Origin of the sequence: Vibrio sp. Y58_MX_L22 (assembly GCF_024181865.1) — a bacterium.
In the GTDB taxonomy this organism is placed as follows: Bacteria; Pseudomonadota; Gammaproteobacteria; order Enterobacterales; family Vibrionaceae; genus Vibrio; species Vibrio alginolyticus.
The window spans coordinates 68761-84602 of sequence record NZ_JAMZAN010000013.1; the positions used below are offsets into that span (position 1 = coordinate 68761).

A 15842-nucleotide genomic window follows, 5' to 3' on the forward strand; every position below is an offset into this window, starting at 1 on the left:
GATTGATATCGATGTGCTTATTTTAGTGTCAGCAAGTAGTTCACCAGAGAGAAGTACTCATCCATCGTTTTGATGCTTTGTGCTTGAACTAGGTATTTGTTGTTAACGATAACCGCAGGAACGCCGGTTAGACCGCTGTTTTCAAATTGCTTGTCCATACGGCGAACCATTGAATCAACCGCGAAGCCTTTGAATGCAGAATCGAATTTTTTCGCATCTACACCTTCATCAAGGAAGATTTGACGAAGTTCTTCATCATTACGTGGTGCTTTCTTTAGATTGTGGATGCGGTTAAACATCACTGGCACCATTTTGTCTTCCACTTTTAGTGCAACCATCGTTGCGTAGGCTTTGCTCATTGATGGGCCCATGTTGCCACCCATGAAAGAAACGTGGTTTTTTAATAGCTTAGTACCTTCTGGCAACTGCTTTTTCAGTTGCTGGATAACTGGTTCAAAGCTATTACAGTGCGGGCAGTAGAAAGAGAAAAACTCCGTCACAAGAGGTTTTTTTGATGCCTCAAGATCCAATACTTTGTAATGTTCACCTTCTTTGAATTGCGCTGCATGTGCCGACAGGCTTAACATCAGCATAGAAAACAGTGCGAACAGTTTTTTCATCGAAATATCTCCATTTTTGAATTTTTGGCCTGACTTACCATTGAGGCATTAAAGACAGCGGTGCTTCTTCTAAAGCGGCGATCTGCTCTTTAAATGCAAGGACCTGACCTTCCCAGTATTTTGGCTCATTAAACCATGGAAAAGCGAGAGGAAATGCAGGGTCATGCCAACGTTTTGCTAGCCATGCCATATAGTGCACCATTCGTAGACCGCGAAGTGGCTCGATTAGTTTCAATTCTGCAGGATTAAAGTCGCAAAACTCTTGGTAAGCCTCTAAAACAATATCCAACTGCATCAGTTTGTCTTGGCGTTCACCGTTCAGTAGCATCCATAAGTCTTGTACTGCAGGGCCGTTACGAGCGTCATCCAAATCAACAAACATAGGGCCATCTCGCCACAAAATATTGCCTGGGTGGCAATCGCCATGCAAACGAATCATATTGAAACCTTCTTGCCAGTGGCTTTCAATTGATTTGATCAGCATATCCAAGTCATTGAAGAAGCTGTTCTCCAAGTGCATTGGAATCATATTGGCGTTTTGCAGAATCTCTCTTGGTTGATACAGGTATTCTTGTAAGCCAATAGTAGGACGATGTTGGAAGGCTTGGCGGCTGCCGACTTTATGGATTCGGCCAAGGAAACGCCCTACACCTTCGAGCTGATCTAAATTGTCAACCTCGTATTGGCGACCACCCACGCTATCAAACAGCGCAAAAGCATAGCCTTGATAGTGATGCAGGGTTTCACCGTTGATGCGCACAGGTGGTGCGACGGGGATCTCATTGCCAATCAGCTCTAAAGTAAAGTCGTGTTCCTCTTGGATCTGTTCGTTGCTCCAACGTTCAGGGCGGTAAAACTTGACGACATAACGACGACGCTCTTCGTCAGTGAATTGATAAACACGGTTTTCGTAGCTATTGAGGGGAAGAAAGCCTGATTCTGCGCGAACGCCGATGCTTTCTAACGCGTACCACATAAAGTCTGGGGTAAGGGCGTCAAAGTTAAACATACTTTGGGACATATAAACAAAAAGGCTCATTACTGAGCCTTTTTCCGTTAGTCACTGAAGTAGCGCTATAGTTTTTTAATAAAACGGCTTTCTACTTCAATAGTGAATTCGTTGCTCTTATCGGTGAGTATAAACTGAATTGTCGTAATCGCAGAGTTTAGCTTGTCAGGATCGGCGCCAAGACTCATTGGTAAGTTCAATACCTCACCTGGCTGTACCTGAATTGTTTGCTTACCATACCAGCTTACATCGGATAGCCCTTCAACATCCAACGAGTATTCTTGCACTTGCTGGGTTTTGTTGATTACTTTGAGGGTGTAGGTGTTTTCTACTTCGCCTGAGCTATTTACTCGGAACAGTTGGTTACGGTCGCGAATAACACTCATGCCTGCTGGGTCTACCGCTGCGATTTGGGCAAAGAACAGACCAATCATGACCAGTAGCACAGCTCCATAGCCCAGCAGCTTCGGACGCATGACTTTGGTACTCTTACCCGATAAGCGGTGCTCGGTGGTGTAGCTGATTAGTCCTTTCTCGTAACCCATGCGATCCATGGTGTTGTCACACGCATCAATACAGGCACCACAGTTAATACATTCATATTGTAAGCCGTCACGAATATCGATACCTGTTGGGCACACCTGCACACACAAGTCACAATCAATACAATCCCCCAAACCAAGTTGCTTTGGATCGGCTTTGCGCGGACGTGGACCACGTTTTTCACCACGTTTGGCATCATAGCCAACGATGAAGGTGTCTTTATCAAACATGGCAGACTGGAAGCGCGCGTAAGGACACATGTGAATACACATGATGGAACGCATCCAACCAGCATTACCATAAGTACAAATGGCAAAGAACATTACCCAAAAGACGGGCCAGAAGTTGGCGTTAAAGGTGAAAAAGTCGATAACCAATTGCTTCATTGGTACGAAGTAGCCAACAAAAGTAAAACCAGTGGCGAGCGCTATGGTAAACCAAGCTATATGTTTGACGGTTTTACGCATCGCTAAATTCGCCGTCAGCTTATTGGAGTCTTGTTTGCGGCGTTTATTGGCACTACCTTCGAGCTTCTCTTCAAACCAGATATACATGAAGGTCCAGACGGTTTGTGGGCAGAGATAGCCACACCAAACTCGACCTAAGAAGGTGGTAATAAAGAACAACCCAAACGCCGCGATCACAAATAGCAAGGCGAGTAGGGTAAGATCTTGCGGATACAATGTGGTACCGAAAAAGTTGAACTGCTGGTTGCCAATGTCGAGCAAGATCGCTTGACGTTCACCGTAAGGGATCCACGGTATCAAAGCGAAGAGAAGCAGTAAGAACCAACCACCGTAACGACGCAGTTTCTGGTAAGTCCCTTTGCTTTCGCGTACATAGATGCGATTACTTGGGTTGAACCGATCCCCATTCCCTTTATGAGTCTTAGGGTTGTAGGTTTTAGGAGTCACATCTTTGATATCGATCTTATCCTGACTCATGCACTCATCCTTCTTAGGCTTTTATAATGTACGGCGTCATTTCTATTGATGTCGCTCGATGACATTGCTACTTCGTCCTTATCATAAATCATGACCGGACATAATTATTTTAGTAAATACTGATGAACGGCGATTATACAATCAATAACAATTCCTTTTCTTTAACGCAGTCAATGTTTAACAACAAAAATCAGTACAGTTAACCTGATAATTGGCTGAACAGTTATAACCAATTGTGGGACTAAAAACTTTGGTTATAAAAAAGCGACTCACAGAGAGAGTCGCTTAAAGAATACTGGCTGTTGAGCTGGTTATTTGATGATGCCACGAGCGCGTAGGATCGCCGTTTTAAAATCGTCCTCTTGGTCTTTTTTGAGTCCAGGGATCATTTCATCTTTGCTGCTATTACGCATTTTAAGGTGGTAGATCAGTACATCGTCGGTCAGATCTTCTAGCTTTCCTTCATAGCCTGCTTCTTTTGCCAGCTTAACGATGAACTGCAATAGGTTCAGCTCCTGATCTTTATGCCATTCAGGCTCTAGTAGCTCAAGCAGCTCTTCAATGCGATGACACTTCATTTCTTTCTCCACAGAATTTATAGGTGTAATTAGCAGTAAAGGTACCAAATTGCTTTGCTAAGACCAAATAGGAAAAACGATCTCTTTCACCGTGGCTTGTTCTAAGTCTTTGAAGTTTTATGAGTTGCGTGCAAAGAAAAAAGCGCAGCTGGCGCCGCGCTTTTGATTAAGCTGCTTTGATAACTTTGGCCGGAACACTCGACATCATTGCTGTCTTCTCAACCAATGTCATTGCTGGCGCAACTTGCTTTGCCTTTGGTGCAGTAGTAAAGCCACTGCGGCGGCGCATTGCACTAGTATTAGTGTGTGCGAACCTGACTGTTGTTGGGCGCATTAATTTACCTAACTGTCAGGCATATCCATTGCCGATGTAATGGCCTGAATCATTATGAGCTAGGCTCCAACAAGATTGAAGAATCACTCTTCTGGCTCTCGCCAATCCAGTTAATGAGTCAGGAATACCGATATGCATGCATATCAAGTGTAAGATTAGCATCCTTGTAATAATTGGTCGATAGTTGAGCAATTGAATTGTTTAGATTTTGTCATTTTGTCGCGATGTTCGAGGCAATTTTTGTTTGATCCCACGATCAGCAGTAGTAGTATGAGATCTCGATGAAGGAGGTGCCTATGTCATTTTTGAAGAAGACACTTGCCAGTTTTGGGATTGGGAGCGCGAAGGTCGACTCAATCTTAAACCAAGACGTGCTATACCCAGGTCAAAGTGTGGATGTTTCGATCCATGTATATGGTGGTGCGACTGAACAAGCGATCGACAACATTGATTTAAAACTCTGTTGCCGCTACATCGCCGAAGCCCCTGATGACCGTGGTGCGCGAGAAGGACACAGCATGCGCCGAGTACCTCAAACTCATGTGCTTGCTAAGTGGAGTCTCCCTTACGCATTTACCATCCATTCCGGCGAAGAGCGTACCTTCGATGTTAAGCTCGATGTGCCTTGGAACACGCCTGTCACCATTGGTGATGCCAAAGTATGGTTAGAAACCGGCTTAGACGTTGCTGCTGCTTTGGATCCGACTGATAAAGACATCCTCACCGTTCGACCTGATCCACTGATGGATGCGGTACTATCTGCATTTGAAGCGCAAGGTTTACGAATTCGCCAGGTGGAATGCGAGGAAGTGAAAGGATTCGATCTACCATTTGTGCAAGAGTTTGAACTGGTGCCAACCGACGGACCTTACCACGGCGTGTGGCGCGAATTAGAATTTGTTGCCCACCGCAGTGAGCAAGAACTCAAGTTGTGGTTTGAAGTTGACCGCACACGCAAGGGGCAAGGTGGCATGCTCGCGAGCTTACTGGGTAGTGGCAAACTCAAGCGAGAGCTGACCATTCCTGCCACGACTAAGCCAGCTCAAGTTGGCGAACTGGTACTCAATTATCTCGATCAAACTACTGCCGTTCATGAGTCTTAATTTAAGCTTACACGTGTAAGCCTAATGTGCCATACTAGAGCAAATTTCAAACTCTAGTATAGGCGCATTGATGTCCGAGCTGCAGAAACCTCAATACAGTCAACGTGAAGAACTGGCCAATACCATCACCCACGGTATAGGGATGATTTTTGGTATTGTTGGCTTGATACTGCTGTTAGTTAAAGCCATAGACCATCAAGCTGACACTTTAACGCTTACCAGTATGGCGATTTATGGTGCGAGTATTATCGTGCTATTTTTGGCCTCGACGCTCTATCATGCGATCCCTCATCCCAAAGCGAAACGTTGGCTAAAAACCTTCGACCATTGTGCTATTTATCTTTTGATAGCAGGCAGCTATACCCCTTTCTTGTTAGTCAGCTTAAGAACACCTCTAGCATTTGGGTTGATGATCGTTATTTGGAGCATTGCGTTGATCGGCATCATCATGAAAGTTGCGTTCGTCTATCGATTTAAAAAGCTTTCTTTGATGACATATTTGGTGATGGGATGGTTATCGTTGATTGTGATTTATCAATTAGCTATTAACTTGGATGTCGGCGGACTTACACTGCTTGCTGCTGGTGGAATTGTGTATTCACTAGGGGTAATTTTCTACGTCGCGAAGCGCATTCCCTTTAACCATGCGATTTGGCACGGCTTTGTTTTGGCTGGCTGCGTGTGCCATTTTTTTGCGATTTATTACTTTGTTGAGCCTATCTAGCCGATAGGCTCAACAAAGAATATTAAACACGTATTAGCGAGTTTTTACCTCTAGCACTTTGGCAGAAAACTGGTATTGCTGTGATTGCGGTACAGCCAATTTAATGCTCTTACCTTGTTCCGCTTGCTGTGGTCGCAGGTAGGTATCCGCCATGCGCTTGATGGATTGCCAAACTGTTACGTTTTCTTTTGCCAGTTGCTGACCAGACATATCAAACACTTGCACCTCAACTTCCACTTGAATGACAGATTGAGAGCTTTGGTTGGTGATTGATGTAGGTAAAACAAGCTCACCGCTTTGATAGCTTGCTGAACCAATCAATACATCCACACCTGAATCTGATAGCTGCATGGTTGGCTTTTTGGCGTTTACCACCACGGTCGTGCCAACGGTTTTCGTTACCACTGGAATTGTCGCAATCGCAGGAGCTGCGATTGTTTCAACTACGCTTGCTGTTGTTTGTGTCTCCGTCGCTTGCTGCGCCGGTTTTTTCATGACGTATTCCCAGGTAAAGTCATCGTTCAACTTCACTTCTCGACCATCGGCTAAAGTGATGACCTCGGCAGCGTATGTGGATGAGGCGGCAAGTAGGGTCGCCAGAGTAATCCATGTTTTCATTGTTATACCTTTTAATTAGAGTCTGCTTAGCGGCGCCAAAACGCAGGAAAGAACAGTACAAGAATAGTCAGAATTTCCAAGCGGCCCATTAACATCCCAAAGCTTAAGAGCCATTTGGCAGTATCGGGCAGAGGCGCGAAGTTGCCTGTCGGGCCAATCACACTACCCATACCAGGGCCAACATTGGCAACGGCGGTGATTGAGCCAGAAATACTGGTCACAGGGTCGAGGCCAAGAGCACTTAAACAACCCGCGATAAAGATAATGGTGATAAAAAACATCAAGCCAAATGCCACCACTGAGCGAACAATATCATCATTCACCGGTCGCTGGTTATAACGCTGTACAAACACCCCTGAAGGGTGAATCAACTTCATCATTTGTTTGTTTAGCAGCGTCATCGCAATTTGGAAGCGGAAGATTTTGATCCCGCCAGACGTTGATCCTGAGCATGCTCCCGCCATCATTAAGAATGCGAAAAGAGTAGTGGGTAATGCGCCCCATGCGGTGAAGTCTTCTAAGCCAAAGCCAGTTGTGGTGACGACAGAGACAATATTAAACATCGACACTCGCAGGGCATCCAAAATGGTGTACCCATCTCGAATCACTAGCCAAGCTGAAATCACTAAGCTTGAGAATACGAACAGGTACGCAAATCCTCTAACTTGAGCGTCGTTAACCAACACATCAATACGGCGTTTACGTAATGCGGCGATAAAGAGCAAAAATGGCAAACCACCTAAGAACATAAAGGTAGTGGCCACCCAATGTGCGCCATTAGAGAAGTGGTTCATTGACCCATCAGACGTAGAGTATCCACCCGTCGATAGCGTAGTAAAGGCATGGTTGATTGCTTCGAACAGGTTCATGCCGGTGATCAAGTAGCCCAAAATACATAAGCCCGTTAGCATCAAATAAACCGCTACGATGTTTTTGGCGACCGTTTTCGCTCTTGGACTACTTTTATCCGACCAATCTGATGATTCGGTTTGGAATAGCTTCATACCACCGACATTCAGCATAGGTAACACTGCTACCGCCATCACGATAAAACCAATGCCACCAAGCCATTGTAAAATAGAGCGCCACAGCAATATGCTCGGCGCCATGTTGTCTAGGCCACTGAGCACCGTTGAGCCCGTCGTGGTGATACCCGACATCGTTTCGAAGTAGGCGTCGGTGAAGCTGATGTGGTTGATAAACACAAATGGCAACGCGGCAAACGCACTCGCGATGGTCCAAACCAAACTGGTGATGAGGAACATATCGCGTACGCTGAGTTTGAACTTGGCGGTTCGACCTATCGTTAGGCAGATGAAGGCGGCAAGGTGCGTGATCACAACGGCTTGGGCGAAATCGAGGAATCCCCCCGTACCGGTAAAGAAAGCGACCAAAGTCGGCACGTACATAAACAGGGCCAGTTTGGATAAAACTAGCCCGATAACAAACAGTACGGGACGTAAGTTGACCATAGGAAAATCCTAGAGGAAGAATGGACTCGGCTGGAATAGCGCTTCGACGTCTGATACGTATTTTTTGTTGACCAGGAACATCACCACATGGTCATCCTGCTCGATGACCGTACGGTCGTGGGCAATAAGAACTTCTTCGCCACGAACGATAGCACCAATGGTGGTCCCAGGTGGAAGCTTTATATCTCCAATTGCACGTCCAACCACTTTAGATGTACTTTCATCACCGTGAGCGACGGCTTCAATCGCTTCCGCAGCACCGCGGCGAAGTGAGGACACGTTTACGATATCAGCGCGACGAACGTGCGTTAGCAAGGCGGAAATAGTGGCTTGCTGAGGTGAGATTGCTACATCAATTACGCCGCCTTGTACCAGGTCTACATAAGCGCCACGTTGGATCAGCACCATCACTTTTTTGGCGCCCATGCGTTTTGCCAACATTGCAGACATGATGTTGGTTTCATCTTCGTTGGTCAGCGCGATGAAGACGTCGACTTGGTCGATGTTCTCTTCCGAGAGAAGCTCTTGGTCTGCCGCATCACCGCAGAACACGATGGTGTTTTCTAGTTGCTCAGACAGCTTTTCTGCACGCTGGTAGTTACGCTCAATCAGCTTCACGCTGTAAGTTTGCTCTAGGCGTTTAGCCAAGCTTGCGCCGATGTTACCCCCGCCAACAATCATGATGCGGCGGTACGGTTTTTCTAGACGCTGAAGCTCACTCATCACTGAGCGAATATGATTACTTGCTGCAACGAAGAACACTTCATCGTCGGCTTCAATAATCGTGGTGCCTTGTGGGCGAATCGGGCGACCCTGGCGGAAAATCGCTGCCACACGGGTATCGATGTGCGGCATGTGCTCACGCAAAGCAGACAGCGCATTACCCACCAGCGGGCCACCATAGTAGGCTTTCACCGCCACTAGGCTGACTTTCTGTTCAGCAAAGCTCACCACTTGCAGCGCGCCTGGGTATTGGATCAGACGTTCGATGTAGCTCGTGACGAGTTCTTCTGGTGCGATAAGGTGATCAACAGGAATAGCGCCAGATTTAAACAGGGCTTCTTTTTCTGCCAAGTATTCTGGAGAGCGAATACGCGCAACGCGGTTTGGGGTATTGAATAGAGTGAACGCGACCTGACAGGCGGCCATGTTGGTTTCATCAGTGTTGGTTACTGCGACGAGCATATCGGCGTCTTGCGCGCCAGCTTCGTGTAGCACGTCTGGATGGCTCGCATGGCCATTGACCACACGTAGGTCGTATTTGTCCTGCAATTCACGCAGTCGGTCGGCATTATTGTCGACGATGGTGATGTCGTTGTTTTCACCCACTAGGTTTTCTGCCAGTGTGCCGCCAACCTGACCTGCACCAAGAATAATGATCTTCATACTCTTTTCTCGTATCTGAAAAAGGCGATTGAAATCGCTTCAATCGCCCTATTTAGCATGCTGTTACGCGTGTGTTTTAGTTAGCACTGCGTAGTAGAAACCATCCATATCTTCTTCGCCTGGTAGAATTTGACGACCAGGCTGGTCGGGATCAGAATCCAGCAGTTGCGCATCCGCGGTACGTGCTAAAAACGCTTTTACTTGCTCCACGTTTTCTTGCGGTGTGATTGAACAAGTCGCGTAAACCATGGTGCCGCCGGGCTTCAGTTGCGTCCACATGGCATCAAAAATTTCACTTTGCAGCTCTGCTAATGCGGCGATGTCGTCTGCACGACGTAGCCATTTGATGTCTGGGTGACGACGAATCACGCCAGTCGCAGAACATGGGGCATCCAGCAAAATGCGATCAAATTGCTCGCCTTGCCACCATTCTTGTGGATTACGCGCATCACCGCAAACCACTTTTGCCTGAAGGTTGAGACGCTTCAGGTTTTCATGCACACGTTTCAAGCGTGTGTCGTCGCAGTCAATCGCGACCACTTCACTGCCTGACGTGCGCTCTAGAATGTGCGCCGTCTTGCCACCTGGCGCTGCACAGCAATCTAAAATCAGTTCGCCGTCTTGTGGTTTTAGGTAGTTGATCGAGAGCTGCGCCGCCGCATCTTGGACCGAAACCCAACCTTTTTCAAAACCAGGTAGCTTCATCACATCACATGGTGCGGCCAATTTTATGGCGTCCATTGCTTCTGTGTGTGGCGTGCTATCAATGTTTTCATTTTTGAGCAGCGCAAGGTATTCATCACGAGTGTGGTGTTGATGGTTCACACGCAGCCACATTGGTGCTTTTTGGTTGTTCGCTTCAACAATGCTTTCCCATTGCTGTGGGTAGGCCTCTTGCAGCAGTTTTAGTAACCAGCTTGGGTGACCGTACTTGCCAGCGTTGTTGCTGACGGCCATTTGGTCGAGTTCTTCTTGGTTGCGCTGGTAGTTACGCAATACCGCGTTAATCAAACCACGCAGACGAGGACCTTTCAGCTCTTTAGTGCCTTCAACCGTTTCACCAACTGCTGCGTGCGCAGGAATACGCATGAAGCTCAGTTGGTAAATACCAACCAGAATTAGGTGATGGAATACACGTTGTTTGCCTTTGAGGGGCTTATCCATCAACTGGTTTGCGATCATTTCTAGGCGAGGGAGGTAACGTAGCGCACCGTAACAGATCTCTTGTAGCAGAGCGTGGTCACGAGGTCGTACCGTTTGTTGAGCCGCTGGAAGAGCGCTTGAAAGTGAGTAGCCCTTGTCGACGACAAGATACAGGACGTTAGCAGCCGCAGCGCGAACATTCATGATGAGTACCTTAAAGTAAAGGAGGGCATCTCTGCCCTCTAAAAGTTCGTATTATTGGGGATGATAACCCCTAATATGGCTTAAACCAGCAGAGTGCCCACTTCAAACCAAGCCGTACGCGAATTCAGAATATCCTGAACTGACATGGCTTTTTTGCCAGGAACTTGCAGTTGCTCTAGCACCAGTACGCCGTTGCCTGTCGCAACATAAATACCGGTTTTATCTGCTTGCACGATGGTGCCGGCTGGCTTGTCACTGGTTTGCTCTGCGACACGGCTTTGCCATACTTTGATGCTGTTTTCTGCCGCCTCAAAGTGGCTCATTGGCCATGGGTTAAATGCACGAACGCAGCGCTCAATGTGCGCCGCATCGTCGTTCCAGTTGATGCGTGCTTCTTCTTTGCTGAGTTTTTTCGCATAGTTCGCTAGCTCATCGTCTTGCTTCACTGGCACTGCTTTACCCGCAGCAATGTCTGCTAGGCAGTCAATCAGAGCTTCTGGGCCAAGCTCAGCCAATTTTTCGTACATTGAAGCGCTGGTATCTGTCGCTTCGATTGGCAGAGTTGCAATCTTCAGCATATCACCAGTGTCGAGACCGATGTCCATCTGCATGATGGTCACGCCAGTTTCTGCATCGCCCGCCCAAATAGAGCGTTGGATTGGAGCCGCACCACGCCAACGAGGTAGGATAGAACCATGTACGTTGATACAACCCAGTTTAGGGGTATCAAGAACCGCTTGTGGCAGCAGCATACCGTACGCCACGACAACCATGAGATCAGCGTTCAGATCGGCAAGTTCTTGTTTCGCTTCGTCGGACTTAAAGCTTTCAGGTTGGTAAACCGGGATGTTGTGTTCCAGCGCCAGTTGTTTTACCGGTGGCGCAGCCAATTTCTTGCCACGACCCGCTGGACGATCTGGGTTTGTGTAAACCGCGATGACTTCATGCTCCGAAGACAACAACGCCGCCAAGTGACGGGCGGCGAAATCCGGAGTACCTGCAAAGACAATACGTAAAGACTGACTCAAGGTAGGCTTCCTTCTAATTGGTATGGTTCGAGATTAAGCGTTTTGCTGCTTCTCATTAAAGCGTTTGATTTTTGCTAGCTTGTCCTGAATGCGTTTGCGTTTCAGTGGTGATAGGTAATCCACGAATAGCTTACCTTGTAGGTGATCAAGCTCGTGTTGAACACAAATCGCTAGCAGGTCGTCGGCTTCAAAGGTGAACTCTTTGCCATCACGATCCAGTGCTTTAACGGTAACTTCTGCAGCGCGAGGCACAAGTGCGCGCGCACCTGGTACCGACAGACAGCCTTCTTCGATGCCATCTTCGCCACGCTTTTCCAGAATCTCAGGGTTGATTAGCACCATCGGCTCATCGCGAGTTTCTGAAATATCAATCACTACGATACGTTTGTGGATATCAACCTGCGTTGCAGCAAGGCCAATACCTTCTTCGTCGTACATGGTTTCAATCATGTCATCGACGATTTTTTGAATCTCAGGTGTCACCGCTTCAACAGGCTTTGCGACTGTGCGCAGGCGATCATCCGGGAATGTTAATACTTGTAATACAGACATATTCACTCGAAATATTGAACTGTGCCGAAACAGCACAAACCTTGTTGGCTCAATTCTAGACATTTTATAGCCTAAATGACAGCATCCTTGCACCAATTTCCATTCTGGTTCCTGCTTAATAGACCAAGGACGAGGGTCATGAATCGAATTTTCCGCAACGTTGCCAGTGTTACGTTGCCGTTACTTTTCTCTTTCAACGCTGTAGCAAATGTGGATGCGAACCCACTGACTGTTAAAGATGATGCGCCACAAACATATGTAGTTGTGAAGGGCGATACGCTATGGGATATTTCGGCCATGTACTTAGATAGCCCGTGGTTGTGGCCTCGTTTATGGCAAGTAAACCCGGAAATCGATAACCCTCATTTAATTTATCCCGGTGACAAGCTGTCTTTGGTGTGGATTAACGGTCAGCCCGTGTTGAGCCTAAAACCGGTTAAGAAGCTGAGCCCGAAAGCTCGCATCACAGAAAAGAAAGCCGTACCAACGGTCGCGGAAGGTTTGGTGATGCCTTACCTTAAATCGGATCGGTTGCTAGATAAAGATTCGTTGAACAGAGCAGCAAAAGTGATGGGTAGCAGCAAAGGCAGTAAGTATCTGACTGCAGAAGATGTGCTGTATATCAATGGCAATCAGACCGCGACAGGTTGGGCTATTTACCGACCAGTAGCTACCTTTTCGCGTGACGATGTGTCCGAAGAGATTACCGCGCTGCGTTTGATTGCCAAAGGCGAGCTCGTTGAAGCTTCGAGTGATTATTCAGGTTTGAAGCTTACATCGCAAATGCAAGAAATCCTACGTAACGATATCGCGTTGCCAAATCAATCGGTTGAGAATACTGACTTCACGACTACGTTCTATCCGCTGCCGTCGCCACAAGGCAGTTCTGCAAAGTTGCTAGGTAATATCGAAGGTATTCGCTTTAGTTCAACTAACCAAGTCGTGGTGATTGATAAAGGCACGTCAGACAATCTCAAGCAAGGCAGTGTGTTTGATTTAAAAGAAGACGCGCACCCAGTTTACAAAGACGGCGATGAGTTCAAGAAAGAGTTTGGCGTGCTTGATAAGAAAATTACTTTGCCTCAAAGCAAAGTTGGTGAGTTGCTGGTCATTCGTCCTTATGAGTACTTTAGCTTGGCACTGATCACTAACAGTACGAAACCCATTAACCAAGATATTTCGGTGGTGTCACCGTTGGCGGACGAATTAACCATCGATGAATCGACGAAATAACGATGATCTCGCTGCCTGGTTAAAACTGAGTTGTTTGCCAGGCATTGGCGGCGTCAAAATGAATAAGCTACTGGCAAGAGACACGCCACGTAACATCGTAAACTTCTCTCCTGAACAGCTACAACAACTTGGGTTAACAACTAAGCAAATTCAAGCTTGGGCTTCAACAGATAAAGAAGTCGATGCTTGTTTAAGCTGGCTTGAGGCTTCTACAAATCATCATATCCTGACACTGACTGACCCGTGTTATCCACCTCAGCTCAAACAAATCGTTGCACCGCCACCTCTACTTTTTGTTCAAGGAAACCCTACTTGTCTTTCTCAGCCACAAATCGCGATGGTTGGAAGTCGAAATGCGAGTATTGATGGATTACAGCATGCACGTCAGTTTGCTGCAGAGTTTGTTCAGCACGATTTTATTGTCACCAGTGGTCTCGCTTTAGGCATTGATGGTCATGCGCATGATGGTGCGTTGCAAGCGGGTGGTAAGACGATTGCGGTGCTAGGATCTGGCTTAGAAAATATTTATCCGGCACGTCATCGTGGTTTAGCGCAACGTGTTATTGAACATGGGGCTTTGGTGTCTGAGTTTCGGCCTAATGCCAAGCCGCGCCCAGAAAACTTCCCGCGTCGTAATCGTATTATTAGTGGATTATCGCTTGGTGTACTGGTCGTCGAGGCGGCGAAAAAGAGCGGCTCGTTAATTACAGCTCGTTACGCGCTTGAGCAAGGTCGAGAAGTATTTGCGCTGCCAGCGTCAATCAATGCCCCCAATGCCTGCGGTGGAAACCAGTTGATACGTCATGGCGCTTGCCTCGTAGAAAAGACGAAAGATGTCTTAGATGAAATACAGTCCTTGCTTGATTGGTCTATTAATCAGAGTACCGATTTATTTTCTACGTTAAATGATGAAGAAGAATTGCCATTTCCTCAGCTGTTAGCTAACGTAGGAAGTGAAGCTACACCGGTTGATATTCTTGCAAACAGGACCAATATACCTGTCCAAGAAGTCATGATGCAGCTCTTAGAGTTAGAACTCTCTGGGCATGTCGTTGCGGTTTCAGGTGGCTATATTCGAAAGGGGAGGGGCTAGCTATGATGATGGATATACTGATGTATCTATTCGAAACCTACATCCATAGCGATGCAGAGTTACAGGTCGAACAAGACGAGTTGGAAGAAGAGTTGCTTCGTGCAGGCTTCCAACAAAAAGATATCTACAAAGCCCTTGTCTGGTTAGAAGAGCTTGCCGCATTGCAGCAAAGTGACACCTCTTCTGCAATCTCGACTTGCATGGCTTCGTCATCAACTCGTATCTACACAGCGAAAGAGATGCAGCGTTTAGATTTGGAATGCCGAGGATTTCTATTGTTTCTTGAGCAAATCAATGTGTTAACCACAGAAACTCGCGAAATGGTGATTGACCGAGTGATGGGATTAGAAACGAGTGAGTTTGAGCTTGAAGACCTCAAATGGATCATTCTGATGGTGCTGTTTAATGTGCCTGGCAACGAAAACGCTTACACGCTAATGGAAGAGCTGTTGTACACCAAGGAACAAGGGATTCTTCACTAACCATCAGGGCAAGTTCGAGTTTAACTAGAATAAACGCGAGCTTGTCTTTTTGTGTGTTTTTCACGAAACGGTAAGTATGAGTAGTAAAATCGACAACACCCTTTTCTCTGCCCATGAACACGCTTTGGAGCACGAGCCGTGTCCAAAATGTGGTGGTGAGCTGACTCTCAAGCACGGAAAACATGGCCCATTTCTCGGCTGTAACCATTACCCAAGCTGTGATTACATTAAATCGCTACACAGCAATGATGGTCACATCGTGAAAGAGTTGGGTGTGCCTTGTCCTGGGTGTGGCAATGAGTTGGTACTCCGCCAAGGGCGCTACGGCATGTTTGTCGGTTGTAGTAACTACCCGGCTTGTCATCATATTGAGTCGATTAATCAACCAGAGCCAGAGGCGCAGTCACAAGAGCAACACGCTTGCCCTGAATGTGGCAAAGGACATTTGGTTGAGCGTAAAACCCGATTTGGCAAAACCTTCTACGCGTGTGATAACTACCCTAAATGCAAATTTGCTGTGAACCTTGCTCCGGTCAAGGGGCGATGCGAAGAGTGTGGTTTTACTCTGTTGGTGGAGAAGAAACTTGCCAGTGGTGTGAAATTGCAATGTGCTAATCGTAAGTGTCAGCACACCCAGCAAGGGTAAATACATCAATGACCCGTCCTGATATGGGTTGACACTTTTTAACTAAAACGCTCGATGTACTTCATCGGGCGTTTTGTATTTTAAAGCCGTATGAGGCCTCATTTGATTATAGATATCTACGGACTCTGCT

Annotated in this window: 18 protein-coding genes; 6 read left to right on the top strand and 12 right to left on the bottom strand. The window is 46.9% G+C overall.

Annotation, left to right across the window (positions count from 1 at the left end; translation table 11 throughout):
* Positions 1-17: 17 nt before the first annotated feature.
* From NL626_RS20940 to NL626_RS20960, 5 genes are all read right to left on the bottom strand, one after another.
* The gene (locus NL626_RS20940) at positions 18-620 is read right to left on the bottom strand and encodes a thiol:disulfide interchange protein DsbA/DsbL (RefSeq protein ID WP_005379036.1); all 603 of its coding nucleotides are present in this window, start codon (positions 618-620) and stop codon (positions 18-20) included.
* Between the two features lie 34 nt (positions 621-654).
* Complete coding sequence (locus tag NL626_RS20945) at positions 655-1641, bottom strand: serine/threonine protein kinase (protein ID WP_005379037.1); 987 nt, start codon at positions 1639-1641, stop codon at positions 655-657.
* Positions 1642-1694: 53 nt separating this feature from the next.
* Positions 1695-3116 carry a cytochrome c oxidase accessory protein CcoG gene (gene ccoG / locus NL626_RS20950; protein ID WP_053304040.1) on the bottom strand — a complete coding sequence of 474 codons (1422 nt, stop codon included), beginning with the start codon at positions 3114-3116 and terminating at the stop codon, positions 1695-1697.
* A gap of 311 nt (positions 3117-3427) precedes the next feature.
* Positions 3428-3694, bottom strand: coding sequence for a YihD family protein (locus NL626_RS20955; RefSeq protein ID WP_017821571.1), 267 nt, complete (start codon positions 3692-3694; stop codon positions 3428-3430).
* Between the two features lie 166 nt (positions 3695-3860).
* Entirely contained in the window at positions 3861-4028 is a 168-nt protein-coding gene (locus tag NL626_RS20960) for a hypothetical protein (protein WP_005379043.1), read from the bottom strand.
* Between the two features lie 296 nt (positions 4029-4324).
* Here NL626_RS20960 and NL626_RS20965 point away from each other — a divergent pair, with 296 nt between their 5' ends.
* Positions 4325-5131 (top strand): sporulation protein, encoded by an 807-nt coding sequence (locus tag NL626_RS20965; protein ID WP_213868962.1) that lies wholly within the window; start codon positions 4325-4327, stop codon positions 5129-5131.
* 70 nt (positions 5132-5201) lie between these two features.
* Entirely contained in the window at positions 5202-5855 is a 654-nt protein-coding gene (locus tag NL626_RS20970) for a hemolysin III family protein (RefSeq protein WP_005379047.1), read from the top strand.
* A gap of 33 nt (positions 5856-5888) precedes the next feature.
* On the opposite strand, the gene NL626_RS20975 is transcribed toward NL626_RS20970, so the two are convergent.
* The 6 genes from NL626_RS20975 to def all read right to left on the bottom strand — a co-directional run bounded on the left by NL626_RS20975 (position 5889) and on the right by def (position 12258).
* Positions 5889-6473, bottom strand: a complete 585-nt coding sequence (locus tag NL626_RS20975; protein ID WP_054575337.1) for a DUF3157 family protein — start codon at positions 6471-6473, stop codon at positions 5889-5891.
* Between the two features lie 26 nt (positions 6474-6499).
* Positions 6500-7945 (bottom strand): TrkH family potassium uptake protein, encoded by a 1446-nt coding sequence (locus NL626_RS20980; RefSeq protein WP_017821575.1) that lies wholly within the window; start codon positions 7943-7945, stop codon positions 6500-6502.
* Positions 7946-7954: 9 nt separating this feature from the next.
* A complete protein-coding gene (trkA, locus tag NL626_RS20985; protein WP_005379062.1) occupies positions 7955-9331 on the bottom strand; it encodes a Trk system potassium transporter TrkA in 1377 nt (458 codons plus the stop codon).
* 63 nt (positions 9332-9394) lie between these two features.
* Positions 9395-10678: a 16S rRNA (cytosine(967)-C(5))-methyltransferase RsmB gene (rsmB, locus tag NL626_RS20990; protein ID WP_253657700.1), complete on the bottom strand. Its 1284-nt coding sequence runs from the start codon at positions 10676-10678 to the stop codon at positions 9395-9397.
* A gap of 80 nt (positions 10679-10758) precedes the next feature.
* The gene (gene fmt, locus NL626_RS20995; protein ID WP_213904093.1) at positions 10759-11706 is read right to left on the bottom strand and encodes a methionyl-tRNA formyltransferase; all 948 of its coding nucleotides are present in this window, start codon (positions 11704-11706) and stop codon (positions 10759-10761) included.
* Between the two features lie 33 nt (positions 11707-11739).
* The gene (gene def, locus NL626_RS21000; protein ID WP_005379068.1) at positions 11740-12258 is read right to left on the bottom strand and encodes a peptide deformylase; all 519 of its coding nucleotides are present in this window, start codon (positions 12256-12258) and stop codon (positions 11740-11742) included.
* A 138-nt stretch (positions 12259-12396) separates the two neighbouring features.
* On the opposite strand from def, the gene NL626_RS21005 reads away from it, so the two are divergent.
* From NL626_RS21005 to NL626_RS21020, 4 genes are all read left to right on the top strand, one after another.
* Positions 12397-13491, top strand: coding sequence for a LysM peptidoglycan-binding domain-containing protein (locus NL626_RS21005; RefSeq protein ID WP_017821578.1), 1095 nt, complete (start codon positions 12397-12399; stop codon positions 13489-13491).
* Positions 13475-14584, top strand: a complete 1110-nt coding sequence (gene dprA, locus NL626_RS21010) for a DNA-processing protein DprA (RefSeq protein ID WP_213894300.1) — start codon at positions 13475-13477, stop codon at positions 14582-14584. The genes NL626_RS21005 and dprA overlap by 17 nt, the downstream gene beginning before the upstream one ends.
* A 2-nt stretch (positions 14585-14586) precedes the next feature.
* On the top strand, positions 14587-15066 hold the full coding sequence (locus NL626_RS21015; protein WP_005379074.1) for a DUF494 family protein: 480 nt from the start codon (positions 14587-14589) through the stop codon (positions 15064-15066).
* A 76-nt stretch (positions 15067-15142) separates the two neighbouring features.
* Positions 15143-15712 carry a type I DNA topoisomerase gene (locus NL626_RS21020; RefSeq protein WP_253657701.1) on the top strand — a complete coding sequence of 190 codons (570 nt, stop codon included), beginning with the start codon at positions 15143-15145 and terminating at the stop codon, positions 15710-15712.
* A 42-nt stretch (positions 15713-15754) separates the two neighbouring features.
* On the opposite strand, the gene NL626_RS21025 is transcribed toward NL626_RS21020, so the two are convergent.
* Positions 15755-15842, bottom strand: an 88-nt coding sequence (locus NL626_RS21025; RefSeq protein WP_138939050.1) for an integrase core domain-containing protein, incomplete at its 5' end; no start/stop codon positions are given.

Coding starts and splice junctions, on each gene's coding strand:
- NL626_RS20940 (WP_005379036.1), bottom strand. CDS start 620: ATGAAAAAACTGTTCGCACTGTTTTCTATGCTGATGTTAAGCCTGTCG.
- NL626_RS20945 (WP_005379037.1), bottom strand. CDS start 1,641: ATGTCCCAAAGTATGTTTAACTTTGACGCCCTTACCCCAGACTTTATG.
- ccoG (WP_053304040.1), bottom strand. CDS start 3,116: ATGAGTCAGGATAAGATCGATATCAAAGATGTGACTCCTAAAACCTAC.
- NL626_RS20955 (WP_017821571.1), bottom strand. CDS start 3,694: ATGAAGTGTCATCGCATTGAAGAGCTGCTTGAGCTACTAGAGCCTGAA.
- NL626_RS20960 (WP_005379043.1), bottom strand. CDS start 4,028: ATGCGCCCAACAACAGTCAGGTTCGCACACACTAATACTAGTGCAATG.
- NL626_RS20965 (WP_213868962.1), top strand. CDS start 4,325: ATGTCATTTTTGAAGAAGACACTTGCCAGTTTTGGGATTGGGAGCGCG.
- NL626_RS20970 (WP_005379047.1), top strand. CDS start 5,202: ATGTCCGAGCTGCAGAAACCTCAATACAGTCAACGTGAAGAACTGGCC.
- NL626_RS20975 (WP_054575337.1), bottom strand. CDS start 6,473: ATGAAAACATGGATTACTCTGGCGACCCTACTTGCCGCCTCATCCACA.
- NL626_RS20980 (WP_017821575.1), bottom strand. CDS start 7,945: ATGGTCAACTTACGTCCCGTACTGTTTGTTATCGGGCTAGTTTTATCC.
- trkA (WP_005379062.1), bottom strand. CDS start 9,331: ATGAAGATCATTATTCTTGGTGCAGGTCAGGTTGGCGGCACACTGGCA.
- rsmB (WP_253657700.1), bottom strand. CDS start 10,678: ATGAATGTTCGCGCTGCGGCTGCTAACGTCCTGTATCTTGTCGTCGAC.
- def (WP_005379068.1), bottom strand. CDS start 12,258: ATGTCTGTATTACAAGTATTAACATTCCCGGATGATCGCCTGCGCACA.
- NL626_RS21005 (WP_017821578.1), top strand. CDS start 12,397: ATGAATCGAATTTTCCGCAACGTTGCCAGTGTTACGTTGCCGTTACTT.
- dprA (WP_213894300.1), top strand. CDS start 13,475: ATGAATCGACGAAATAACGATGATCTCGCTGCCTGGTTAAAACTGAGT.
- NL626_RS21015 (WP_005379074.1), top strand. CDS start 14,587: ATGATGATGGATATACTGATGTATCTATTCGAAACCTACATCCATAGC.
- NL626_RS21020 (WP_253657701.1), top strand. CDS start 15,143: ATGAGTAGTAAAATCGACAACACCCTTTTCTCTGCCCATGAACACGCT.